General features: G+C 48.5%; 19 protein-coding genes, 1 tRNA gene and 1 pseudogene. 19 read left to right on the plus strand and 2 right to left on the minus strand.

Annotation, left to right across the window (positions count from 1 at the left end):
- Positions 1-55 precede the first annotated feature (55 nt).
- The 3 genes from ACETK5_RS20570 (at position 56) to ACETK5_RS20580 (ending at position 2,805) form a co-directional block, all read left to right on the plus strand.
- Entirely contained in the window at positions 56-1,108 is a 1,053-nt protein-coding gene (locus tag ACETK5_RS20570; protein WP_394057546.1) for an ABC transporter substrate-binding protein, read from the plus strand.
- Between the two features lie 238 nt (positions 1,109-1,346).
- Positions 1,347-1,589, plus strand: a complete 243-nt coding sequence (locus tag ACETK5_RS20575; RefSeq protein WP_394058316.1) for a hypothetical protein — start codon at positions 1,347-1,349, stop codon at positions 1,587-1,589.
- Between the two features lie 142 nt (positions 1,590-1,731).
- Entirely contained in the window at positions 1,732-2,805 is a 1,074-nt protein-coding gene (locus ACETK5_RS20580; protein ID WP_100539590.1) for a PdaC/SigV domain-containing protein, read from the plus strand.
- A gap of 488 nt (positions 2,806-3,293) precedes the next feature.
- On the opposite strand, the gene clpP is transcribed toward ACETK5_RS20580, so the two are convergent.
- Together clpP and ACETK5_RS20590 are read right to left on the minus strand one after the other, a co-directional pair.
- Positions 3,294-3,890: an ATP-dependent Clp endopeptidase proteolytic subunit ClpP gene (gene clpP / locus ACETK5_RS20585; protein ID WP_009593635.1), complete on the minus strand. Its 597-nt coding sequence runs from the start codon at positions 3,888-3,890 to the stop codon at positions 3,294-3,296.
- Positions 3,891-4,051: 161 nt separating this feature from the next.
- Positions 4,052-4,126 (minus strand) — tRNA-Arg (locus tag ACETK5_RS20590).
- A 371-nt stretch (positions 4,127-4,497) separates the two neighbouring features.
- Here ACETK5_RS20590 and ACETK5_RS20595 point away from each other — a divergent pair.
- The 16 genes and pseudogenes from ACETK5_RS20595 to ACETK5_RS20670 all read left to right on the plus strand — a co-directional run bounded on the left by ACETK5_RS20595 (position 4,498) and on the right by ACETK5_RS20670 (position 24,699).
- The gene (locus ACETK5_RS20595) at positions 4,498-5,541 is read left to right on the plus strand and encodes a sugar-binding transcriptional regulator (protein WP_394057549.1); all 1,044 of its coding nucleotides are present in this window, start codon (positions 4,498-4,500) and stop codon (positions 5,539-5,541) included.
- A gap of 99 nt (positions 5,542-5,640) precedes the next feature.
- Positions 5,641-6,645, plus strand: coding sequence for a type I glyceraldehyde-3-phosphate dehydrogenase (gap, locus tag ACETK5_RS20600; RefSeq protein WP_098741346.1), 1,005 nt, complete (start codon positions 5,641-5,643; stop codon positions 6,643-6,645).
- Positions 6,646-6,839: 194 nt separating this feature from the next.
- Positions 6,840-8,021 carry a phosphoglycerate kinase gene (locus ACETK5_RS20605; protein ID WP_100539592.1) on the plus strand — a complete coding sequence of 394 codons (1,182 nt, stop codon included), beginning with the start codon at positions 6,840-6,842 and terminating at the stop codon, positions 8,019-8,021.
- Between the two features lie 77 nt (positions 8,022-8,098).
- Complete coding sequence (tpiA, locus tag ACETK5_RS20610) at positions 8,099-8,851, plus strand: triose-phosphate isomerase (protein WP_100539593.1); 753 nt, start codon at positions 8,099-8,101, stop codon at positions 8,849-8,851.
- Entirely contained in the window at positions 8,852-10,396 is a 1,545-nt protein-coding gene (gpmI, locus tag ACETK5_RS20615) for a 2,3-bisphosphoglycerate-independent phosphoglycerate mutase (RefSeq protein ID WP_100539594.1), read from the plus strand.
- Between the two features lie 49 nt (positions 10,397-10,445).
- On the plus strand, positions 10,446-11,735 hold the full coding sequence (eno, locus tag ACETK5_RS20620; RefSeq protein WP_071219501.1) for a phosphopyruvate hydratase: 1,290 nt from the start codon (positions 10,446-10,448) through the stop codon (positions 11,733-11,735).
- 474 nt (positions 11,736-12,209) lie between these two features.
- Positions 12,210-13,115: an RsiV family protein gene (locus ACETK5_RS20625; protein ID WP_394057552.1), complete on the plus strand. Its 906-nt coding sequence runs from the start codon at positions 12,210-12,212 to the stop codon at positions 13,113-13,115.
- Complete coding sequence (locus ACETK5_RS20630) at positions 13,099-13,335, plus strand: hypothetical protein (protein ID WP_394057554.1); 237 nt, start codon at positions 13,099-13,101, stop codon at positions 13,333-13,335. Before ACETK5_RS20625 ends, ACETK5_RS20630 begins: the two co-directional genes overlap by 17 nt.
- 145 nt (positions 13,336-13,480) lie before the next feature.
- A complete protein-coding gene (locus ACETK5_RS20635) occupies positions 13,481-15,265 on the plus strand; it encodes a sensor histidine kinase (protein ID WP_394057556.1) in 1,785 nt (594 codons plus the stop codon).
- 73 nt (positions 15,266-15,338) lie between these two features.
- A complete protein-coding gene (locus ACETK5_RS20640) occupies positions 15,339-16,154 on the plus strand; it encodes a response regulator (protein ID WP_394057557.1) in 816 nt (271 codons plus the stop codon).
- Positions 16,155-16,306: 152 nt separating this feature from the next.
- Entirely contained in the window at positions 16,307-17,638 is a 1,332-nt protein-coding gene (locus ACETK5_RS20645; protein WP_394057559.1) for an ABC transporter substrate-binding protein, read from the plus strand.
- 624 nt (positions 17,639-18,262) lie between these two features.
- A complete protein-coding gene (locus ACETK5_RS20650; RefSeq protein ID WP_100539609.1) occupies positions 18,263-19,603 on the plus strand; it encodes an erythromycin esterase family protein in 1,341 nt (446 codons plus the stop codon).
- A 479-nt stretch (positions 19,604-20,082) separates the two neighbouring features.
- Positions 20,083-20,670 carry a sensor domain-containing protein gene (locus ACETK5_RS20655; protein ID WP_394058318.1) on the plus strand — a complete coding sequence of 196 codons (588 nt, stop codon included), beginning with the start codon at positions 20,083-20,085 and terminating at the stop codon, positions 20,668-20,670.
- Between the two features lie 118 nt (positions 20,671-20,788).
- Positions 20,789-22,466, plus strand: a pseudogene (locus ACETK5_RS20660) (response regulator).
- Positions 22,467-22,977: 511 nt separating this feature from the next.
- Positions 22,978-23,859 carry a carbohydrate ABC transporter permease gene (locus tag ACETK5_RS20665; RefSeq protein ID WP_326111820.1) on the plus strand — a complete coding sequence of 294 codons (882 nt, stop codon included), beginning with the start codon at positions 22,978-22,980 and terminating at the stop codon, positions 23,857-23,859.
- Between the two features lie 12 nt (positions 23,860-23,871).
- The gene (locus tag ACETK5_RS20670) at positions 23,872-24,699 is read left to right on the plus strand and encodes a carbohydrate ABC transporter permease (protein ID WP_394057562.1); all 828 of its coding nucleotides are present in this window, start codon (positions 23,872-23,874) and stop codon (positions 24,697-24,699) included.
- Positions 24,700-24,751 lie beyond the last annotated feature (52 nt).

A 24,751-nucleotide genomic window follows, 5' to 3' on the forward strand; every position in this document is an offset into this window, starting at 1 on the left:
TAGAAACGCTTTTTTCGAAATAAAACATGGAACCGGAAAGAGAGGAGATATTGAATTGAAAAAATCAAGATGGACCCGCCTGCTGACGGCAGGCATGGTTGCGGTATTGTCTGTAGGACTGCTGGCCGGCTGCGGCTCGGATAAGGAGACGCTTCACATTTACAGCTGGGCGGATAACTTTGATCCCGAGGTGCTGAAGGACTTTGAAGAGAAGTTCGACGTGAAGGTAACCTACGACAATTACGCAAACAATGAAGACCTGCTGGCTAAAATCAAGGCTGGCGGCAGTGGATATGACCTCATTCAGCCGTCCGATTATATGGTGACAACGATGATTGAATCGGAGCTGCTTGAGCCGCTTGATATGAATAATATCCCGAACTTCGTCAATCTTACGGATACTTTCAAAGATCCTTCTTATGACCCGGGCAATAAATATTCGATTGTCTACACGTCCGGTGTAACGGGAATTGCATATAACAAGAAGTATGTTAAGGACGAGATCAACAGCTGGGAAGACCTCTGGAACCCGGAATACAAGGGGAAAGTCCTGCTTCTGGACGACAACCGCGAAATGATCGGCATGGCGCTGAAGAAGCAGGGGAAATCCAACAGCAGTACGGATGAAGCGGAAATCACCGCAGGTACGGATGACCTGAAGACCTTGCTGCCCAATGTGCTCGCGTTTGATACGGATAATATCAAGCAGAAGATGATCCAAGAAGAAGGCTGGATTGCTACGGTCTGGTCCGGAGATGCGGCCTTTATTGCAGCTGAGAATCCGGATGTGGCGTATGTCGTGCCAGAAGAAGGGGCTACCATCTTCTCTGATAACTACGCGATTCCTAAGGGTGCCAAGAATAAAGAGCTGGCCGAGAAATTCATCAACTTCATGATGGAGCCTGAGGTCAGCGCCAAAAACTATGAATTCATCGGATACAGCAATCCGAACACCAAGGCGATGGAATTCCATAGCGAGGAATACCGCACCAATACGATGATCAACCTGACAGATGAAGAGCTGGGCCGTACCGAGTGGCTCGATAATGTCGGTGACTCGCTCTCAATCTATGATCGTCAGTGGTCCGAGCTGAAGAGCGGTCGTTAATGATAGCTTACATTTTCATATTTTTGTAATAAAAAAGTCTGTCCCATTGGGGGCAGGCTCTTTTTTTGTTTGTGAAGAATAGGTCCTAAGACCCGGAATAGGAAAAATTGGCCGATTTATACGAATTGAACCACAACTTTGGGGCCCGTCTCGTTGTTATATATAAGGGAAGGACGCAAATGACATAAACGAGGTTTCTATGCGTTTAATCAGAAAAGGAGAAAGCGGCTTGAGCGATGTGATGGGCTTGTTGGTTATTGCGGGAATCGTGGCTGGTGTTGGAGCGGTATTGCTTCTGAACTTCTTCAGGAAAAGCGCGCTGCATCTGCTGTTATTGAGTATTCACAGTGCACTCGTTGGCATCGGTTTTATTTTTCTTGCTTACGTTGTCCAAGGCAGTGAATTACTGCTGCTTGCGGGTTCATGTGCTCTCTTGTTCGGTGTGTTTCTTAGTGTAGCGGCGTGCGTACGGAAAGAATAATGAAAACATATAGGCCCTACGGCCTGGAATCAAAATTGTCACTGGCTTTGTTACCAATACATTGAAAGCTTTCCTTATAATGATTAAGGGTAATAGATTAACAACTAACGGAAACTTAATTTAACAAAGGTGGAATTCTGATATGAATCCTAAATTTCGTGTATGTGCATCATTAATTGCAACTAGCGTCCTGCTTGGCAGTCTGGGTTTGAGCGGACAGGTCATCGATGCAAGCGCCGCTAAGGCAACCGTTTCCGCCAGCCAAAAATCCTCAAAGAATGAAGTCGTACTGAAATGGAATGGCAAGACCCTGTCACAGAAAGGTCTCGTGCTGCACGGGGTAACTTATGTGCCGGCAACCGCTTTGCGGGACGGCCTGGGGATGCCTCTTAAATATGATGCAAAAAACCGTACGTATACACTGGGTAACGGTTATAACAAACTGAGCGCTATCGTATATGATTCAACTGAAATCGGTATTCTGGTGAATGGCTCGTATGCCGGCGAGCCTGGCGGACAGATCATGAATGGTCGTCTCTATGTGCCGTTCAAAACGATCAGCGAATACATGGGTGTTCAGGGGCAATGGAATCCTTCCTTGAAAACTCTCAGCATGACACAGAAGAAGCAGAATGACATCACCATTAAGTCGGTAGCGCTGAAGAAGAAGATTCAGGGCGTGGATGCCGTTGTGAACTATCCTGTAATCAGCGGACTCGATAATGCAGAGGTTCAAGCCGAGATCAACAAAGTGCTGAAAGAAAATGCGTCCGGCGTAATCACCGGTGCCGAAGGGAATGCTGAGGAATTCCCGCCGTCGGAATCCAGTTTCCCATACGAATTCAGTGGTGACTTCGTGGTCCATTACAACCAGAACGACATCCTGAGCATTACGGCGTACGATTACTCGTATACCGGCGGCGCCCATGGCATGACCTTCCGTAAAAGCTTCACGTTCTCCTTGAAGGACGGCAAGCAGATGAAGCTGGGCGATTTCATCAACATGCAGGGCAAGAACAAGCAGAAGCTGAACAACCTGGTGCTGAGCAAGATGAAGAAAGAAGGAGGCTACCTCGGCGGATTTGAGGGCGTGCCTGCCGATGCTGATTTTTATGTGAAGGATAATGCTGCGGTGCTGTACTTCCAGCTTTATGAGTACACGGCGTATGCTTATGGATTTCCGGAGTTTGAGCTGAAACTGAAAGAGTGGAAGTAAGAGCATATGATAAGCGGTTTGTGTAAACTGTGATCATTTAATTTCATACCATAGCTTGTTGAGATATATGATGCTGTCCTGAAGTAACACTGTGCTGGAACCAATTGCGATAAATCCCTTGATCATGGAACGTGGAGAGTGTGTATTCTCCCTTCCAGCGATCAAGGGATTTTTTGTGTTTATCGAGGAAAATGGGTTTTCCTGTATTCCCCTCCCCTCAAGTTAAGGGAGGCCTTTTAGGAGGGGAGTGCCCTTACCGTCTTTATGTTTTATTGAAAAAATCGTACCGAAGTGAGAGTATCCTTGGAGGAGCAACGCGTTCGCCTTTGAAATCGGGAAACCTCCTTATCCATTCATTCATGTTTCCCGATTTCAACAGCGACCGGAGGGGATACACTCACTATTTAGTACTCGAAGTTTTCAATGAATCCAGAGGATAACAAAGGGCAGGCACCGGATAACGGCGCCTGCCCTTTGCTTCATTTCTTTTATAGTCCTTGCGGTGGTGTATTTTCCAGTACTTGATCGATCAGGCCATACTCTTTAGCTTCGTCAGCCGTCATGAAGTAGTCACGATCGGTATCCTTCTCAATGCGCTCCAGCGGTTGGCCCGTGCGTTCGGACAGGATGCGGTTCAGTTTGTCGCGCATTTTGAGAATGCGGCGAGCACGGATCTCAATATCCGTGGCTTGACCTTGTGCGCCGCCGAGCGGCTGGTGAATCATAATTTCGCTGTTAGGCAGACCGTAACGTTTGCCTTTAGCGCCTGCGTTGAGCAGGAATGCGCCCATGGAAGCAGCCATGCCGACACAGATCGTCGAAACGTCCGGCTTGATGAACTGCATCGTATCGAATATCGCCATACCTGCGGTAATGGAACCGCCAGGACTGTTGATGTAAAGATGAATATCCTTCTCAGGATCCTCAGCCGACAAGAACAGCATTTGAGCAATGATGGAATTGGCGACCACGTCATTTACGTCGGAGCCGAGGAAGATAATGCGGTCTTTCAGCAATCTGGAATAGATGTCGTATGCCCGCTCACCGCGGTTGCTTTGTTCAACGACCATAGGTATAAAACTCACGTGGAAAACCTCCTCTTAAGTACCTCATATAAATACTGTTACCGTATTACCCACATGATAAACAATTTAAATCAAAAAGTCAAAGATAGTCAAACTATTGGGTAAAAAAAAGAGCCGTCATGGGCACTTTAGGGTAATCAGTATAGAGAATAAAGATAAAATGGCGCGCCCGCGAGGAATCGAACCTCGATCTCAGGCTCCGGAGGCCTACGTCATATCCATTGGACCACGGGCGCATAAGAGAAACGTCTATCGACGTACATTCAAAGAAGACAAACCGCATTTAGCAGTAGTTTTTCTTGCGATATCAGGAAGCTGACTCCACGAAGTTGACACTTTCTGATATCTAAAAAAATTAGCAACGAAGTTGATTATACCGCATCTTTTTCAAAAATACAATAGCAGGCAAAACTTTGTTCCTATTATATAGACAAGCCTGTAGTTGGTCATAATGTATAAGAATGCCTGGGGCAGAGAAATATACTTTCGGACACTTGCAACCGGTCTGATTATTGGTTAGAATAAGGGTGGGACTTAAAAAGTTTGACTGGGACATTTTACGACCAGGCAGAGGAGAGCCGAGACGAAGTTTGCAGGAGTGGAATGCATGCGTAACCTATTAGAAATACAAGAGCAGCTTCTGCCGGATCTGATGGACACTCTTAAACGAAGGTATTCCATCCTTCATCAGATCAAGTTGTCCGGAATTGTTGGCCGAAGAACACTGGCTTCATCACTCTCGATGACCGAGCGTGTCCTCAGAGCAGAGACGGATCTTCTGAAAGCGCAAGGGCTGATCGAGATTGAAACGCTTGGCATGCGGATCAGCAGTTCAGGGATATGCTTGCTGGAGGAACTGGAACCGGTTATGAATGAGTTATTCGGACTGGTTGAACTGGAAGAGAAGATCCGTCAGGCTTACGGGCTTCGTAAAGTGGTCATTATTCCCGGTGACAGTGAGTCATCTCCGGAAGTCAAACGCGAGCTTGGCCGTGCCGGAGCAAGAACGCTGCTAAGCTTTGTACAGGATGGAGATACGATTGCCGTAACAGGCGGCTCCACGCTTGCCGAAGTAGCAGAGCAGATGTCCTCTTTGCCTGGTGGCGAACCGCTGACAAGCACATGGTTTGTGCCTGCCCGGGGCGGTCTCGGGGAGAGTGTCGAGATTCAAGCGAACACCATTGCCTCTAAGATGGCTAAGCGCGTGGGAGCTGAGTACCGATTGCTGCATGTACCGGATCTGCTTAGCGAGGATGCCTACCAGTCTTTGGTGCAGGATCAGCATATCCAGGAGATTGTGGATGTGATCAGGCGCTGCCGAGTCATTATTCACGGCATCGGAGATGCCATGGAAATGGCAAGAAGACGCAAGCTGGATGAAAACTCGATTCAGAACTTGCAGGCCGATGGCGCGATTGCGGAATCCTTCGGCTACTACTTTAGTGAAGATGGCGAAGTTGTCCACAAAATGCTTACCCTCGGGCTGCGGCTTGAGGATATTATGCGGACGGAGACGATCATCGGCATTGCTGGGGGTCAAGGCAAGGGCAAGGCGATTCACGCGGTGCTGAAATTCGGACATGAGGATATTCTCGTTACCGATGAAGCCGCGGCACTGGAAGTCGAGAAGGAGATTGACGCCGGTATTTGAATCCACGGGCGTACAATTGATTTTTCATTATTGTTGTCTTGATTGGCTTAACGGCCAATCTTGAATATATAAATTTTACAAATATGGAGGGAACTACTCATGGTTAAAGTAGGTATTAACGGTTTTGGACGTATTGGACGTAACGTGTTCCGCGCTGCGCTGAACAACAGCGAAGTTGAAATCGTGGCAATCAACGATTTGACGGATGTAAAAACGCTGGCACACCTTTTGAAATATGACACAACTCACGGCAGACTTAATGCAACGGTTGAAGCTAAAGAAGGCGCACTCGTTGTAAACGGCCGTGAAGTGAAAGTATTCGCTGAGCGTAACCCAGAAGCATTGCCTTGGGCTGAGTATGGCGTAGAAATCGTTGTAGAATCCACTGGTATTTTCACAGCGAAAGACAAAGCTTCCGCTCACTTGAAAGGCGGCGCTAAGAAAGTTATCATCTCCGCTCCAGCAACTGACGAAGATATCACGATCGTTATGGGCGTTAACGAAGACAAATACGATGCAGCTAACCATACTGTAATCTCCAACGCTTCTTGTACGACAAACTGCTTGGCTCCTTTTGCTAAAGTTCTTGACGAGAAGTTCGGTATCGTTAAAGGTATGATGACTACAGTTCACTCCTACACGAATGACCAGCAAGTGCTTGATCTTCCGCACAAAGATCTGCGTCGTGCTCGTGCAGCTGCTGAGAACATCATTCCATCCACAACAGGTGCTGCTAAAGCGGTTAGCCTCGTTCTGCCACAATTGAAAGGCAAATTGAACGGTATGGCAATGCGTGTACCTACAAAGAACGTTTCCGTAACGGACCTCGTAGTTGAGCTGTCCAAAAACGTAACGCTTGAAGATGTAAACGGAGCACTGAAAGCTGCTGCTGAAGGCCCGCTCAAAGGCATCTTGAACTACTCCGAAGAGCCGCTTGTATCCAGCGACTACAATGGCGACCCAGCTTCTTCCACGATCGATTCGCTCTCCACTATGGTAGTTGGCGACAACATGGTGAAAGTTGTTTCTTGGTATGACAACGAGTGGGGCTACTCCAACCGTGTCGTTGACCTCGCTGCTTACATCGCAAGCAAAGGTCTGTAATTGATCTAGCCATACAATCGAAGAGGAGTTCCGTTTCACGGGTCTCCTCTTTGGTTCATGGTTTTTCCTTGTTTTCATGCCAGAGCACTGGGAAGAATAGACAAGATCCGGGCGCTGGTTAGCGATAGAGAGAGAAACGAGAGCAACTGCATGCTGTCGGTGAGGAGAATAGTTTTCTTAGGAGGAACGTGGAGATGAACAAGAAAAGTGTACGTGATGTAGAAGTAAGCGGCAAACGGGTGTTTGTCCGCGTCGATTTCAATGTACCGCTCGAAGATGGTAAAATTACAGACGACACTCGTATTCGCGAGACTTTGCCGACCATTAAATATTTGGTAGAGCAAGGAGCGAAAGTCATCCTGGCCAGCCACATGGGCCGTCCAAAAGGTGAGGTCGTTGAATCTTTGCGCCTGACTCCGGCAAGTCAGCGTCTGTCCGAGCTGCTCGGCAAACCGGTAGCCAAAGCGGATGAAGCCGTAGGAGAAGCGGTTAAAGCGCAGGTAGAGAAGCTGCAAAACGGCGATGTGCTCGTGCTTGAAAATGTTCGTTTTTACGCTGGTGAAGAGAAGAATGATCCGGAACTTGCGAAGCAATTCGCTGAACTGGCCGATCTGTTCGTGAATGACGCGTTTGGTGCTGCTCACCGTGCGCACGCTTCGACAGAAGGTATCGCTCATCATCTTCCGGCTGTATCGGGATTGTTGATGGAAAAAGAGCTGTCCGTTCTCGGCAAAGCCCTTTCGAATCCGGACCGTCCTTTTACCGCCATCATCGGTGGATCGAAGGTTAAGGACAAAATCGACGTGATCGACAACCTGCTTACGCTTGCTGACAATGTCATCATCGGCGGTGGACTTGCTTACACGTTCTTCAAAGCTCAAGGCCATGAAATTGGTCAATCTCTGCTTGATAAAGAGAAGCTTGATGTTGCACTCGGTTTTATCGAGAAAGCTAAAGAGCTGGGCAAAAACTTCTACCTGCCGGAAGATATCGTCGTTACGGACGAGTTCAGTGCAGACGCGAATACCAAGATCGTTGATATCGACGGCATCCCAGCCGATTGGGAAGGCGTTGACATCGGTCCTAAGACTCGCGCCAAGTATGCAGAAGTGATCAAGAACTCCAAACTTGTCGTGTGGAACGGTCCTATGGGTGTATTCGAAATCGCTCCGTTCAGCAACGGTACTCGTGAAGTGGCACAAGCTTGTGCGGATACGGAAGCTTACACGATTATCGGCGGCGGCGACTCGGCTGCAGCAGCGGAGAAATTCGGCCTTGCCGACAAGATGAATCACATCTCGACAGGCGGCGGTGCATCTCTTGAGTTCATGGAAGGCAAAGCACTTCCTGGTGTTGTGGCACTGAACGATAAATAGAAATAGGCACTACAATTGGATAGCAAGTGGATGAAGTTTGGACCCCGATTCTTCGGGGGAATAAAGGAGTGAATCGTGTGAGAACACCTATCATAGCTGGTAACTGGAAAATGTTCAAAACCGTTCCGGAAGCAGCTTCATTTATTGAAGATGTGAAAGGCAAAGCGGAAGTAGAAGGCGTGGAAAGCGTGATTTGCGCGCCATTTACCAATCTTCCTGCATTGGTTGAAGCGGTCAAGGGCACGAACATCAAAATCGGTGCACAAAATCTTCATTTTGAAGATAATGGCGCCTTTACGGGTGAAATCAGCGGGTTGATGCTGAAGGATCTGGGCGTGGACTATGTCATTATTGGACATTCCGAGCGCCGTCAGTATTTTGCCGAAACCGATGAGATCGTGAACAAGAAGGTACATGCGGCATTCCGTCATAGTCTTCTTCCGATCGTATGCGTTGGCGAAAAGCTGGAAGAACGCGAAGCCGGCCAAACCAAAGACGTGTGCAAAGTACAAACGGAAGCTGCGTTCGCAGGTGTTCCGGCTGATCAAGCGATTCATGTTGTTATTGCTTATGAGCCAATCTGGGCGATCGGAACGGGCAAGTCCTCTACGGCAGAGGATGCGAACGAAGTCATCGCTTATATTCGTGAACTCGTTAAAGGTCTGTACGGCGAAACCGTTGCCGAGCAAGTTCGCATTCAATACGGCGGTAGCGTGAAGCCTGAAAATGTAGCGGAGTATATGGGACAAAGCGACATCGACGGCGCGCTCGTTGGTGGTGCAAGTCTACAACCGGCTTCCTACATCGCACTCGTTGAGGGGGCGAAGTAAATGTCTGCTCCAAAACCCGTAGCTCTGATCATCATGGACGGTTTCGGGCTTCGCAACACCGAGGTGGGCAATGCGGTCGCTCAAGCGAACAAGCCTAACTACGACCGGTATTTGAAGCAATACCCGAACACCACGTTGACCGCTTGCGGTGAAGCTGTAGGCTTGCCGGAAGGCCAAATGGGGAACTCCGAAGTGGGTCACTTGAACATCGGCGCAGGCCGGATTGTGTATCAGGACTTGACCCGTATCACGAAGTCGATTCGTGAAGGAGAATTCTTCGAGAACGAAACGTTGGTGGAAGCCGTTCGCGCTGCCAAGAACAACAACAAGAAGCTGCATTTGTACGGATTGGTATCCGACGGCGGCGTTCACAGTCATATTGAGCATATGTTCGCCATGCTGGATCTTTGCAAAAAGGAAGATTTCCATGACGTATACATCCATGGCTTCATGGATGGACGCGACGTGGCACCGGACAGCGGCAAGCAGTTCGTTAAGGATCTGATTGCGAAGATTGAAGAAGTGGGCGTTGGCCAAATCGCTACGCTTTCCGGTCGTTATTATGCGATGGACCGCGACAAGCGTTGGGACCGTGTCGAGAAGGCTTACCGTGCCATGGTGTATGGCGAAGGACCTAAATATACGGATCCGCTGAAAGCCATCACTGAATCTTACGAGAAATCGGTTTACGATGAATTCGTTGAACCGACCGTAATGGTGAATGGTGAAGGCGAGCCGGTTAGTTTGGTGGAGAGCGGAGATTCCGTCATCTTCCTGAACTACCGTCCTGACCGTGCGATTCAGCTGTCCCAGGTGTTTACGAATAATGATTTCCGTGGCTTTGAACGTGGACCGAAGTTCCCGCAAAACTTGCATTTTGTCTGCTTGACGCTGTTCAGCGAGACGGTGGAAGGCTTCGTCGCCTACAAACCGAAGAATCTGGACAACACGCTGGGTGAAGTGCTGGTTCAGCACAACAAGAAGCAGCTTCGTATTGCGGAAACTGAAAAGTATCCACACGTCACGTTCTTCTTCAGCGGTGGACGCGATGTTGAGCTTCCAGGCGAAACACGCGTACTGATCAACTCACCGAAAGTGGCGACGTATGATCTGAAGCCGGAGATGAGCGCCTATGAAGTGGCGGATGCTTGTGTGAGAGAAATCGAAGCGGATAAGCATGACGCGATTATCTTGAATTTCGCGAACCCGGACATGGTCGGCCATTCCGGTATGCTGGAGCCGACGATTAAAGCCGTTGAGACGACGGATGAGTGTGTCGGCAAGGTTGTAGAGGCTGTTTTGGCAAAAGGCGGGGTTGTTCTGATTACCGCTGACCACGGAAATGCGGACATGGTATTTGATGAGAATGGACGTCCATTCACCGCACATACCACGAACCCGGTTCCGTTCATCGTAACGGATGAGAATGTAACGCTGCGTGAAGGTGGTATTCTCGCCGACATCGCGCCAACGATTCTCGACCTGATGGGTCTGCCGAAGCCGGACGAAATGACCGGAACTTCGATGATTGCAGCACGTAAATAAGTGGTTCATAATGGAACATAAACATAACATATCAAAGGAGACTATACACATGACTATTATTTCTGATGTATATGCACGCGAAGTCCTTGACTCCCGCGGCAATCCAACCGTAGAGGTTGAAGTATACCTGGAATCCGGTGCAATCGGTCGCGCGATCGTTCCATCCGGTGCTTCCACTGGTGTTCACGAAGCTGTTGAGCTTCGCGACGACGACAAATCCCGTTACCTGGGCAAAGGCGTTCTGAAAGCTGTTGAGAACGTGAACGAAATCATCGCTCCTGAAGTGATCGGCATGGACGCTCTGGACCAGCTCGGCATCGACAAGCTGATGATCGCTTTGGACGGTACCCCGAACAAAGGCAAATTGGGTGCGAACGCAATCCTGGCCGTATCCATGGCTGTAGCTCGCGCTGCTGCTGATGCATTGGATCTTCCACTGTATGTTTACCTTGGCGGATTCAACGCCAAACAACTTCCAGTACCTATGATGAACATCGTGAACGGTGGCGCTCACGCGGACAACAACGTTGACGTTCAAGAGTTCATGGTATTGCCTGTTGGCGCACCTAGCTTCAAAGAAGCACTTCGCATGGGCGCTGAAATCTTCCACAACCTGAAATCCGTTCTGAAGGGCAAAGGCCTGAACACGGCGGTTGGTGACGAAGGCGGCTTCGCTCCTAACTTCACATCCAACGAAGATGCCTTGTCTTCCATCATCGAAGCAATCGAAAAAGCCGGCTACAAGCCAGGCGAAGATGTATTGCTGGGTATGGACGTAGCTTCAACTGAGTTCTTCAAAGATGGCAAGTATGTCCTGGAAGGCGAAGGCAAATCCTTCACACCAGCAGAATTCGTGGACTTGCTCGCTTCTTGGGTAGACAAATACCCAATCGTAACCATCGAAGACGGATGCTCCGAGGACGATTGGGAAGGTTGGAAATTGCTCACCGAGAAATTGGGTAACAAAATTCAACTCGTGGGTGACGACCTGTTCGTTACCAACACCGAGCGTCTGGAAAAAGGCATCAACGAAGGCATCGGCAACTCCATCCTGATCAAAGTAAACCAAATCGGTACATTGACGGAAACGTTCGATGCGATCGAAATGGCAAAACGCGCAGGATACACGGCTGTCATCTCCCACCGTTCCGGTGAGTCCGAGGACAGCACGATCGCTGATATCGCAGTAGCTACGAACGCGGGTCAGATCAAAACGGGTGCTCCTTCCCGTACGGACCGTGTGGCAAAATACAACCAATTGCTTCGCATCGAAGACCAATTGGGCGAGCTTGCTCAATACAACGGCTTGAAGTCGTTCTACAACTTGAAGCGCAAGTAATTGAAATAAGAGAAAGCCCAGCTCCTGCTTTTGAGGGAGCTGGGCTTTTTTGCATTGGTTTTAGGTTTTAGGGATGTTGGGGGGACGGAGAGGCTGCACCTTGGACTGGGAGCTGAGGGGCGGTGCGTATATCGGCTCCGGTCGCTGTTAAAATCGGGAAGCTGGAAGGAAATAGGCTGAGGAGGCTTCCCGATTTTAAAGGCGAACGCGCTGCTCCTCCACCCGATCTACGCACCTGAGCGGGGAAGTGGTGCGCAGCCTCTTGGGGGCATCTCGTAGTCGTGCAAAGAAAGCCCAGCTCATGTCCGATGACATGAGCTGGGGCTTTTGGGTGTGGGAGAAGGAGAGATCGAATGGCAGGACATGCTCAGCTATGCTTCAGTTGAATGAGGAAGAAATTCCATTTTTTATAATATACAAGGGAATTCTTCGGCCGTATAATGGATCCTAGTATGTTGAACTAGGGGGAACATAATGAGAAAAGTTATTTCAGGATGGTTGATCGTGTGTTTGATCAGCCTGATCTTTTTCGAAGCAAATGTTGATGCAGCCGCAACACATGTTAAGACAAGCATACATTATTACCACGGCCAGCAATATATGCAAATTAGCGGAGAAAATAAAAAAGTGGTCAGTAAAATCAATAAGATACTTAAAGCGCATGCCATTATTTCGGCTACCTGGAATATGGAATATAAAAAGAGCAGTGAAAATGCATCCTTTCGATCTAAAGCCAGTACCAAATTCAATAAAAGCGGAAAGTTATCGATTGTTTATAACGACCGCTTAACCCAAGAGGGTAACCAACTCACCTTCTCAACAACCTATAATTTCGATCTAGAAACAGGCGAACGGTTGTGGTTAGATGATGTAATTGAGACTGAGAGTAAAATGCTTAATTTGGTAGAGGCTGTAAAAGCGCAACTTGTAGAGAGAGAGTCTAAAGGAGATCCAATATTCACGGATATGATTCATTTTTACCTTACGCAATCAAACCCCTCATTCTACTATTATGATCATGGCATCGTGATCCGCTTCGATCCAGACGAAGTTGCACCTCTCTCCGAGGGATACGTAGATGTTAAAGTGGCTTATACAACAATTAACAAGAAGAGGAATGACTTAACGTCGCCTACTCCTTCAATTCCGGGTAATGACTATGTCACGAAGTCGCATATCGAAAATGAATTTACTGGATACGATTACGGGAATATTTACGAATTGGCTAACGGGCAAATGTGGAAGCAAGTGGAGTATACTTTTTATTTCAATTATGCCTCAAGTCCGGAAGCGATTATTTATCAAAAAGGATCCAAGTATTACTTGCAAGCAGAATACATTGATTCAGCCGTAGAGGTTGAACTTGTCGGTACACATTAACCGGCCCATGGCCTTCCATCATGGCCGGAATAACGGTTATACGGCTTCCTATCTGAAGCTGCTGGATCAGGGAACCGCGGTCATCGTGTTAAGCAATGTATCCACGATGCTGACCTCGACGTTAGCGGGCGTGATCGTTAACGCGCTTGAGCGCGAAAGGTGTGATGCAATCGATGAGGACCAAGCTCTCTTACGGAGAGTTTGGTCTTTTTTTGTCTGATAAAAATAGAACAAATCTACACATCCACTGCGCATGCCCCCGGCTCGACCGCACATATCCATGCAATTTCAGGCATTGTCATTCTCAAGCGAACCGGTGCTGATATAATTGAAGAACAAGCGAGCGAAAAGGAGAGTGCGGGAGGGTGCTGAACCGAATACGATCCCTGTTTCCACATAAGCTGAAATACCGTCTGTTTGCCGCGTTCGTTCTGGTCATACTGCTGCCTTTCGGCATTTTGAATTTGTACAACTACCAGCGGATCGAGACCCTGGTCCAGGAGAAAATCAGCCAGCAGAGCCACAGTCAGCTGGAGCAGATGTATCGAACGCTGGAGGATCAGTTGAGCGTAGCCTTCAAAACGCTGATATTTCTGGAGCAGGATTCAACGGTGGCCTCCGTGCTGACCCATCCCGGACAGCGGCAGGGACTCGAGAACAAAAACCTGATGGAGGAAAAGTTCAAAAATTTGAACAACAGCTTTTTCCTGTATAATCCGTCGGTCTACTTCACGATTCTCGACTTTCATGGCAACGCTTACACTTCGTATTCTCCCAGAGAGGCGCTCGATTACAGGAAGCTGCGGGACAACCCTGGCTTTGATCGGGAACAGATGGAGGGCGTGTCGTATCATTGGGTTTCGAGCGATGCGAACTACGTGCTGCGGGATATCTCCACGAGTCCTTACCTGCTGTCGCTGTACGCCTACATGGAAACTCCACGCAACAAGCCGTACGGCATGGCCCGGATCAGCATCGATTACTCCTTTTGGTTTCAATCGGTCTTGAAGCAGTCGACGCTGCGCCAGGAATACTTTTTGATTACGAGCGCCGGCGAGAACGTATCCCAATCGATCTTGAACAGCAGTCTGACCGGTGAGGTGAAAGCCAGGATTGCGGCCGAGCCCAGGCAGAAGTATTTTATCGACAAAGCTTCCAATACCCTGGTGAATTACATTTACGTGGAATCGCTGGATTGGTATATCGTGAACCGGATTCCGCTGACGGTGCTTTTTAACGAGATCGAGGAGCTGAAGCGCCAATATTTCATGACCTTTTTCCTGCTGACCGGCGCTTTTCTCATCATGACCTTCATTATTGCCGCCACGATTACCCGGCCGTTATCCCATTTGCAGAATAAGATGAAGGCGGTTGTCCGCAACAATCTAAAAATCCGGCTGCCGGAGCACAAGTTCCGAGGCGAGATTCTGGAGCTGACGCAGACGTTCAATTCCATGCTCAACGACATGGATGTGCTGATTCAGCGATTGAAGGCAGAGGAAAGGCAGAAGGAAGCGGTGCATTTCCATATGCTGCTGGCTCAGATGAACCCGCATTTTCTGCTCAACACGCTAAATACGGTCAAGTGGAGTGCCATTCGTCACGGGAATGAGGATATCACAAATATCACCCTGTCTCTCGGCAAGCTGCTGGAAGCAAGCCTGAATACGGAGAAGGATCTGGTGCACCTGAAGGACGAAATCGAGCTGGTGCAGGCCTACGTCCATATTCAGCAGGTGCGTTATAATCACCGTTTTGACGTGACCTTTGCGTATGATGAGGATATCCTCTATGCGCTTGTACCCAAGCTCTGTCTGCAGCCGCTCGTGGAGAATGCCATCCTACACGGAATCGGGCCGCTGCCGGAGCAGGAGGGACTCATTGAAATTACGGTTACCCGGGAGGGGCCGAGCCGATTGGCGGTGGAGATCAAGGACAACGGCGTCGGCATGGAGCAGTCCCGGCAGGCGGGCGGGATGCGTAAACGTCCGGGCATCGGACTCAGCAATGTGCAAGAGCTGCTTCGGCTGCTATTTAAAGAAGAGGGCAGCATGGAGATTATTTCTTCGGAGCGGGGAACGCGGATTCGATTCTCCATCCCGTTATTAATTTCAACGCCTTATCAGAACGATCACTTGATTTCATCATAACGGGCAGATGATTCGTCGCTGGCTTGTGTAGGCTTGGAACCGGATTTTAAAAAGCTTCGAGGAGGGGAGACCTATGTGGAAGGTGCTGCTGGTTGAGGATGAGGTGTTTGTGCGAGAGTCCGTGCGGGAGATCATCGCGTGGGAGGAGCTCGGATTCAAGGTGGAGGGAGAGGCAGGCAACGGCGCCGAGGCGCTGGAGATGATCCGGAGCAATCCGCCCGATCTCGTGCTGACCGATATCGTGATGCCGGAGATGGACGGCGTGGAGCTCCTCCGCAGAACCCGGGAAGAAGGGTATGCCTCGAAGTTCGTGATGCTGACCTGCATGAGTGAATTCGAGTATGTCCGGCAAGCGATGGAATACGGGGCATCCAACTATATTCTGAAGCTGTCGATGAGCGTGAATACGCTGCGGGAAACACTGCACAAAATGAATGCCGAGCTGACCAAGAATAACCCGAGCCCGAACCTAAGCCAACCTGTTTCGATTCCGGTCGCGTCCATGGAGACGACGATGCCGTCGCAGCCGGCGCATCATGCCTCCCCCAAGGAAATCACGACGCACCCGGAAGTACAGAAAATATTGCAGTACATCCATGAGCACTACGAGCAGGACATTACGGTAAAATCGATGTCGGGCTACGTGATGATGGGCGAAAATTACGTCAGCGCCCTCTTCAAGAAAAAGACCGGACGCACCTTGATTCATTATTTGCACCAGGTCCGGGTGGACAAAGCCATAGGGTATTTGCTTCAAACCGACCTCCCTGTTCACGAGATCGGACTCCGCGTGGGGTTCGTGAACGACAATTATTTTATTAAAATTTTCAAGCGGTTGTCCGGCTTCACGCCGAGTAAATACAGACAACACAGCAAAGATCCTAAATAGAACGATTCTATGCAGGACATAGGATTCGCCGATACAGGAATTCCATCGTTTTGTTCCATCATCTGAATGGATATGTAGCTTAAAAGCTGCTCCCGTTCCCTGCTACGATGAGAGGGCATCACACCAATATGATTCTCGGGGAGGTCACTAATGTGAGAAATAAAAAAGGATGGGCGATGCTTCTCATCGGCGTATTGCTAATGGGTCTTCTTGCAGGCTGCGGCGGCAAAACCGCATCATCCGCGATTGAGGGACAAGGAACGGATAATTCGAAAGCGCCTTCATCCGGCGATCCGGTCAAACTAACCATGTGGGGCGGCGTACCGCCAGAGGCGGGACCGCAAGAGGTCATCGATGCGTGGAACGCCGAGCATCCTGATATTCAAGTTGAGTATGTCCGCTACGTTAATGACGATGACGGGAACCTGAAGCTCGATACCGCGATGATTACGGGCCAGGATGTGGACCTGTTCGTGAATTACACGCTTTCCCAAACGTCCAAACGGGTGGAATCCAACTTGGCACTGGATCTGAGCCAATTCGATGATTACAATATCGACGAGAAGATGGGTCCTGACGCCGAAGGCTGGAAAATCAACGGGAAGTATTACGGAATGCCAACCACGAAGAGCGCCTTCTTCGTCGCGCTGAACAAGGATGCCCTTGATGCAGCGGGCCTGCCCGTTCCGAAGGACTGGTCGTGGGATGAGCTGCGTGAATATGCCAAGAAGCTCAAAGTCGGCAATAACTATGGATTTATTCAAAATATGGAGCCGTTCGTCGATCCGATTGATTCGGTGTTATCGCAAGAGGGATACACGAAGGCGGATGGAACTTCGAATCTGGACCACCCGCTGGTCAAAAAATGGCTGGAAACCCTGAATGTCATGATGAAGGAAGACAAGACCACGCCGCCGCTCGGAGAGCAGCTGACTTCCAAAATGCCGGTGGAGCAAGTGTTCCTAAGTGGGGAAGTGCCTATGCTGAATATCGGGGCTTGGCTGCTGCGAAGCTCGAATAACTTTACGGATTTCCCGCGCGACTTTACCATCGCGTTCGCCCAAGTGCCGAGATTAACGGACAGTGCGGACAGCTACGTGACAAGGGGCGGTCTTGGAGATTACATCTCCATTAATGCCAAGTCCAAAAAACAAGCGGAAGCTTGGGAATTTCTGAAGTGGTATGCGGACGGAGGCATGGCTCCTATGGCTGCGGGCGGAAGATTGCCTGCTTCGAAGGACGCCGATCAGGAAGAGGCGTTAGACAACCTGCTCGGCGATAAGAAAGACACGTATGACCTGGATTCCCTGATGCACGTCATGTTCGAAGACAAAACGCCTACGTACGTAAGAAGCTTGCCGCAAGAGGTGATGGATATGCGCGCCCAGGAGTATGAGAAGTATTTCCTTGACGCCCAATCGCTCGATCAAACGCTGGAGGCCATGGTGAACCGGCATAATACGTTTTTAAAAGAGGGCAAATAAGGAGAACGGTCTTGCGGCCAGAGATTCATCGCTTTCGAGCCATCCACATTTTGGCTACCCTATTGGGTACTACGTCACCGAAGGTGGTATTATCCAACAAACAGGTGCAACAAGTGGTGGGGGTACGTTCATTGTTAATCGGATTTTGGTTAACTATACAACAGCTACTTCGTTCCGAGGCATTATGTTCCTTGATGCCTAGTCCCTACAGAGGCGGCGCAAGTTAATTTCAGAATGAAAAACGTGACAAAAACATAGTAACAATAGAAGCCGCTGATTATGCGGCTTTTTATATTTATGTTGATAACATTCCCGATATGATTTCATCGAGGCAGCAGACGCCTTTTTATTAAGCTTACGGGGAGAGGTCCATTTCATTGATATCACACTCCTTAGTGATGTGATTGGATAAAGCTCGTCCTCATGTTTCATTCCGGCAGTCCTAGCAATGAGCGAACGGCTTGATCTCCCACAGTATGGTTGATCACTTCTTTGGGAAGGCGTGTCATATGACATTTTGACACTGTTACACATGACAACGAGTGCAGTAGGATACAGAAGAGTTCTGGGAACTAGAATATATCTCATCAAACCAAATGACAAAGTATTTAAGGAGAGGATTTTATGAAAAAGAAAATGGTTATAGCCATTGCTGCTTCGATGATCACACTGACTAGTTTTACGGGAAGTACTAATGCAACTCCAATAGTAGGTGCTTCTGTTACAGCTCCCTACAACTCAAATCAAAAAGCCGAACAGATAAAATGGTTAGAAGACAATGCAAAACCATTAAAGACAACGGATTCAACAGCATCGCTTCAGGATTTAAGACCGCTTAAGGATATGATCGGATCAGCGACAATTGTTGGTTTAGGCGAAGCGATGCATGGAGCTCACGAAGTTTTTGCCATGAAACATCGCATGGTTAAGTATTTGACAGCTGAAATGGGCTTTAAGGCCTTAGTGTTAGAAGAGGGATGGGATAAAGCTTTAGGACTCGATCGTTATGTTCTTACGGGAAAAGGGGACCCAAGCCAATATCTAAGTCCTGTATTTAACACAAAAGAAATCATAGATCTGCTTCAATCGATACGCCAATATAATGCGGATCCAAAGCATAAATCCAAAATACGGATTATCGGCATGGATATACAAACCGTAGACAAGAGTGTTTATAACAATATCCTCGCGTATGTAAAGAAATACGATCCGAAACTTGTCATTCGTTTCGAACAAAAGATGAAAGGCCTTATTCCTGTAACCAAGGATTTAGATACCTTTGGCGGTCTTGAGAAAGAAACGAAAGCACGATATGTTTCAGATGCGAAACAAATCAGCGCTTTATTAGAGCAAAATAAAAATAAACTAAATGGAAAATCCCCAGAGTTCGCATGGATCAAACAAAATGCCCGTATTATCGAGCAATTTACGACAATGACAGCCGCATTTCCTGATAACCTGGAAGACTTTTATTTGAAACACGATATTGCCATGTATGAGAATGCGAAATGGACAGAAGAACATATTGGAAAAACAATCGTGTGGGGCCATAATGGGCACGTTTCGAAAACAAATATGATCCCATTCGTGTACCCTAAAGTAGCTGGGCAGCATTTAGCAGAACATTATGGAAAACGGTATGTATCCATTGGAACATCTGTCTATAAAGGACGTTACAATGTTTACAACATTAACCAAGAATTCGGTGCCTATGGAACATTAAAATTAGATGACCCGAATAGTTTCAACTATACCTTTGGACAAGTAAAATACGACCAGTTTTTTGTTGATTTACGTAAGGCAAGCGGAATGACTAAAACTTGGCTAAACGAGCAACATCCCATCTTTGCTGGAGTAACAACGGTAGGTCCAGATTTCCCAACAACTGTTGATGTATCATTAGGTAAAACATTTGACATCATCGTTCAAATTCAGAAAGTGAAGCCATCTCAACTGAATCAATAAAATCTTAATTAAAGTACAAATGGATGAGTTTTGAAGAAGCAAAAGAAAAAGACTAGTCCACGATCAAGTCCTTGGATTTATTGATTTGTATAGAGACAAGAACATGTATGCTTAAAAGTCGCTTAGTTGCGGCTTTTTTTGTTTTAAAGATGAATGCTCTTGTCAAAAACCATTGAAGTTTTCTTTGCGGGATCTGGAAAATTGTCAGTTCTTATTTGTACCTTATCTTTCCAAATTTATGCGTCGCCGATCTTGTAGGAACAAAGCGGAGCGTGACCGGCAAATCGGAAGTTTACAAAATCAGGCTTGTATAAGTTAACAAATTACCAGATCGTTGTCGACGCCGTTTCCCTCGAAAAACTTGAAAAAGCGCGCTCACGCTCCGTTCATTTTGTGTCATATGACATTATGACACTGGCAGATTTGACATCAAAAGCAGTAGGATACGTTTACTACTTGCAAAGGATGTGAACTCTTTGATAGCAAGAACTGTCGCTCGTTTTGTTCAAAACGGCTATTTCCTGTTGCTTACTTTCGTCACAGGATTGTTTTACTTCTGCTTTTATCTGGTTGCCATTATTCTGGGGTTGAGTCTGTCGTTTACTGTCGTGGGCGTTCCTCTCCTGGCTAACGTTTTGCGAACGACAACTGCCTTCCTGCAATTCGAACGAGTACAAACCAAGATCTATGTGGATATCACCACCGATCCTTGTGTTAAAGCCGTCAACCCGAATGTGTCCAACTGGCTCCAAGCGAAAAAGGAGTTGCTGAACCGACGTAACTGGATCGCTATTGGCTGGCTGATGTTGAAGTTTCCGGTAGGGATTTTAAGTCTGATCAGTGCGACCTTGCTCTACGTGGCGCCGCCTGTATTGATTGCGGTCCCGTTCCTCTATCCGTTTATCAACCTTTCCTTTATGGGTGCGACGGTAGACACGTTTGCCAAAGCCGTGATGGTATCGGCCACAGGGGTCGTACTGATGATGGTGAGCTACTGGCTTGCGGACCGCTTGGCGCGCTGGATAGGCGGCTACACGCTTCAAATGATCAAGCATGTGAACCGGTAGGCGAATGCCCCGCTTCGCCTCGTAGGTCGTCGGAGGATAGTTTACTCTATAGCAGTTTACTTTATAATAGTTACGTAATGTCATACTGAAAGTCTTTAGGGGATGATGGTTTTGTTCGATTTGGTCAAGCAATGGTACATGGCAGCTGATTGCTTTTTCCGTTCCATGGTTTTGCTTGCAGCTCGATTATAAATACTACCTGTTTACCGAAATCGTGATCTCGGGCGGGTTGTGTTTGTATCTGGCTTCATTTTTTCCGCAAGCCTACTTAGCATTCCTGCTGTATGCTTTCTTCATTGCTGCCCACAGCGCGCAAAGGGCCTATCTCTGGTCAGGGCCTATATCCATATTGCTCCTGCCCGCCATAATCAAGCAGCTTGCAGAGCAGAGTGAATACTGGGTCATGGCCGTTCACATCGGGATGGCATATATCTTCGGATTCTCCTTCCATTTACTCGTGCTCAGCCATCGTCAAGGCGAAACGATCCGTGAGCAAAATGCGGTGTTGGAGCAGTACCTGTCCCAAATCGAGCGTATTACGCTTGCCGAAGAGCGTAGCCGGCTGTCCAAAGAGCTTCATGATACCGTCGGTCATGCCTACACTTCGCTCATTATGGGATTGGAAACGTTGCGTCCTCAGATGGCAACGGATACAGGAACCGAAAGTCTCGATTCCCTATTGAACCTGGCTCGCCAAAATATGGAGGAGGTCAGAGGTTACGTACATCAAATCGAATCGCCGCATGAGGCGCTCCCGCTGCTTCAGTCTTTGAGGAAGCTGGCGGAGGAGTTTCAGGAGCATGCCAAGGTGCTGGTTAATTTCCATGCATACGGGGAGGAATACCCAGTAATGAAGCAAGCGAAGACAGCACTCTACCGCTGCCTGCAAGAGTCGTTGACGAATGCCGTGCGCCATGGACACTCGACAGAGATTAAGGTTACCGTGCAATTCGAGCCCCAGCAGACAAGACTGGAAATTCAAGATAACGGCCGCGGGATGGAGCATGGGAGGGAGGGCTTTGGCCTCAGCGCCATGAAGGAGCGGGCGATGATTTTGCAAGGCCATGTGGCCGTCCATACGGAGCGGGGAGAAGGCACTCTCGTTACCTGCACGCTACCCAGACAAACGGAGCTTATGAAGTCATCCGCCTGTCGATCGTCGATGACCAGCCCGTTATCCGTGAAAGCCTGCGGACTTTGCTGGAGGAGCAGCAGGGTTTGCAGGTTGTCGGGACGGCAGAGGATGGCGAGCAAGCGATCGAGCTGTGCAGGCAGGTTAGGCCGTAGTTGGTGCTTATGGATATTGAAATGCCGAATGTGGATGGAATCTCCGCATCCCGTACGATAAAAGAATCGTGGCCCCACATCCGGATTCTGATTCTCACCACGTTCGAGGATACCAAACAGGCTCTGGAGGCAATGCGAAGCGGGGTGGATGGGTACCTGTTGAAGTCCATGCAGCCGTTAGAGCTGGCTGAAACGATTCGCACCGTCTACCGCGGGGGCACGCTGATCGATCAGGGCATGTCGCACAAATTATTTGCCCAACTGGAAGCGGACAATAGCGGGGATGATCCTTCGTCAATCAAAGCGTCCTCGGCCTATGAGTTAACACCGCGGGAGCTTGAAATTTTAAAGTTCGTGTCCAAAGGGCTGCGATATAAAAGCATTGCTTCCAAATTGTATTTATCCGATGGTACGGTTCGAAAAATGCGTCATCGGCTTATATGAAGCTGGGGGTCCGCAACCGGGAGGAAGCGGTGCAAAAAGCCAGGGAGGCTGGGCTTCTGGAATAACCCCAAGTTATGTATCCTTGTGGCGGACAGGCAGGGATTACATGGATGCTTGTTGCTTCTTAGGCGGATCTTTCAATGGAGTATAAGAGAGCATAAAAATCTTTCCTGTTGCTTTGAATCGTGTTTGCAATCGAACAATAAGACCCGCATTTTCAAGCTCAGCAATCTATTTGTGCAAGGTCGTTCTGAGCAATTACAAAAATCCGTCATTGTTCATTAGTAATCTGTGCTCGTCCTTCTTCTGTTTCGTCCTCTTTAGTTTTCCGCGGAATGTATCGCTCATGCTCGGCCATCCTTTCTCCAAGTCACAGAAAATCATAGAAGGGGACTATCGCTTCGGGGCGGTCCCCTTTTTGCATATGAACATAGAACAAATCTACGAAGCGACCAAAAGGCCCCGGCACTGCAATTGCATACTTCTGTAGCATAAATTCGAAGGTTTTGTTCCTTATCCCCGCTCGGTCCCGACTGCTATGCTTGAGATGAAAAAGACCAAGAGGAGTGGGGCTATGTGAAAACATCCTGGATGAAACGGCAGCAGTATCTCGGCTATCTGTTTATAGGGCCAAACATGGTCGGCGTGATGCTGTTTTTTATTGTGCCAGCCTTGTATTCGTTCTATCTCATGTTTACGGACTACAAATTTATGAGCTCGGACACGAAGTTCGTGGGTCTGGCCAACATTCAAAAAATGCTGGGCGACGAGGTCTTCTACATTTCGATCAAAAATACGCTGTTCTTTCTATTATCCGTTCCTATATCGATCGGACTGGCTTTCATCGTCGCCGTGGTTTTGAACCGCTCGGTGTATTTAAAAAAGCTGCTCCGCGCTTTATACTTCATGCCTTACATCACCAGCGGCGTCGCCGTGGCCTTCGTATGGATGCTGCTGTTCCACCCGAATAACGGGCCGATCAACGGAATCCTCAAGTCGTTCGGGATGACGAATCCCCCGGGATGGCTGTCCACCATGGATTCCTCCATGTATGCCGTCGACATCATCTGGATCTGGTTCATGCTCGGTTATAACATGATCATCTACCTGGCCGCGCTGCAGGAGGTCTCAACGGAACTGCTGGAGGCCGCCAAAATCGACGGGGCTCGCGCCTGGCAGACGGTTCGCACCATTCTCTGGCCGCTCGTCAGCCCTACAACCTTCCTTCTGCTGATCACCGGGCTCATCATGACCATCAAGCAGTTCGGGATCATTCAAGCCATTACGCAAGGAGGCCCGGGCAACAGCACCACCGTGCTGTCCCTGTTCATTTACCAGAACGCCTTCCGCTACTACGAAATGGGTTATGCATCCGCGATCTCGTGGGCGCTGTTCTTGATCATCATGATCTTTACCGTCATCCAATGGATCGGTCAGAAGCGCTGGGTTCACTATTAAGGAGGAAGGAATATGATCAAAGCCTTTTATACTAAAATAATCATTACGCTCATTATGCTGTTCTTCAGCGTGATTATGATCGTTCCTTTCCTCTGGATGATCAGCACCTCGTTCAAGATGCCGGCGGAAGTGTTCCAATATCCGATTCAGTGGATTCCCGCCCAATTCATGTGGGATCATCATGTGAAAGTGTGGACCGGAGCGAACAGCTTTGGCCACTACTACCTGAACTCACTTAAAGTCGCCTTGATCAGCACCGTCGGAGCGGTACTGCTGTCCGCTTTAGCCGCTTACGGTTTTGCCCGGATCGAGTTCAAGGGACGGAATGCCATGTTCATGATCTATTTGTCGATGATGATGGTCCCTCCTCAGGTGCTGTTTGTGCCGAAGTTCATCATGTTCGACTGGGTCGGCATTTATAACACGCATTGGGCTCTTATATTACCGGGCGTATTCACAATATTCGGGGTGTTCATGATGCGGCAGTTCTTCCTCTCCGTGCCCTATGAAATTTCGGAAGCTGCCTTTATCGACGGAGCAGGACATTTCCGCATTTTTTCGCGGATCATTCTGCCGATGGCAAAGCCTTCGCTGGCTACGCTGGCCATTATCGATTTCTCCTGGCATTGGAACGATTACGAGAACGCCTTGGTGTTTTTGATCGATCAGGATCTGTATACCGTTCCGCTGGGACTGCAAAATTTCATTCTCGAAAATACGGTGGATTATAACGGCATGATGGCGGCGGCGACCGCAGGCATTATTCCGATGATTCTCGTGTTCCTGATCGGTCAGAAATATATCATTCAGGGCGTGGCGAGCTCGGCTGTTAAAGGATAGCCCATAATCCAGGTCCACAGATGGGCTGGACGAAAATGAAAGGAGAAGGAGC

Source organism: Paenibacillus ilasis, assembly GCF_043195395.1.
GTDB lineage: Bacteria > Bacillota > Bacilli > Paenibacillales > Paenibacillaceae > Paenibacillus_AQ > Paenibacillus_AQ lautus.

Excerpts from the sequence above, each read along its gene's own strand:
- eno (WP_071219501.1), top strand. The coding sequence starts at position 10,446 with ATGACTATTATTTCTGATGTATATGCACGCGAAGTCCTTGACTCCCGC.
- ACETK5_RS20650 (WP_100539609.1), top strand. The coding sequence starts at position 18,263 with ATGAAAAAGAAAATGGTTATAGCCATTGCTGCTTCGATGATCACACTG.
- gpmI (WP_100539594.1), top strand. The coding sequence starts at position 8,852 with ATGTCTGCTCCAAAACCCGTAGCTCTGATCATCATGGACGGTTTCGGG.
- ACETK5_RS20640 (WP_394057557.1), top strand. The coding sequence starts at position 15,339 with ATGTGGAAGGTGCTGCTGGTTGAGGATGAGGTGTTTGTGCGAGAGTCC.
- ACETK5_RS20580 (WP_100539590.1), top strand. The coding sequence starts at position 1,732 with ATGAATCCTAAATTTCGTGTATGTGCATCATTAATTGCAACTAGCGTC.
- ACETK5_RS20670 (WP_394057562.1), top strand. The coding sequence starts at position 23,872 with ATGATCAAAGCCTTTTATACTAAAATAATCATTACGCTCATTATGCTG.
- ACETK5_RS20625 (WP_394057552.1), top strand. The coding sequence starts at position 12,210 with ATGAGAAAAGTTATTTCAGGATGGTTGATCGTGTGTTTGATCAGCCTG.
- ACETK5_RS20605 (WP_100539592.1), top strand. The coding sequence starts at position 6,840 with ATGAACAAGAAAAGTGTACGTGATGTAGAAGTAAGCGGCAAACGGGTG.
- ACETK5_RS20595 (WP_394057549.1), top strand. The coding sequence starts at position 4,498 with ATGCGTAACCTATTAGAAATACAAGAGCAGCTTCTGCCGGATCTGATG.
- gap (WP_098741346.1), top strand. The coding sequence starts at position 5,641 with ATGGTTAAAGTAGGTATTAACGGTTTTGGACGTATTGGACGTAACGTG.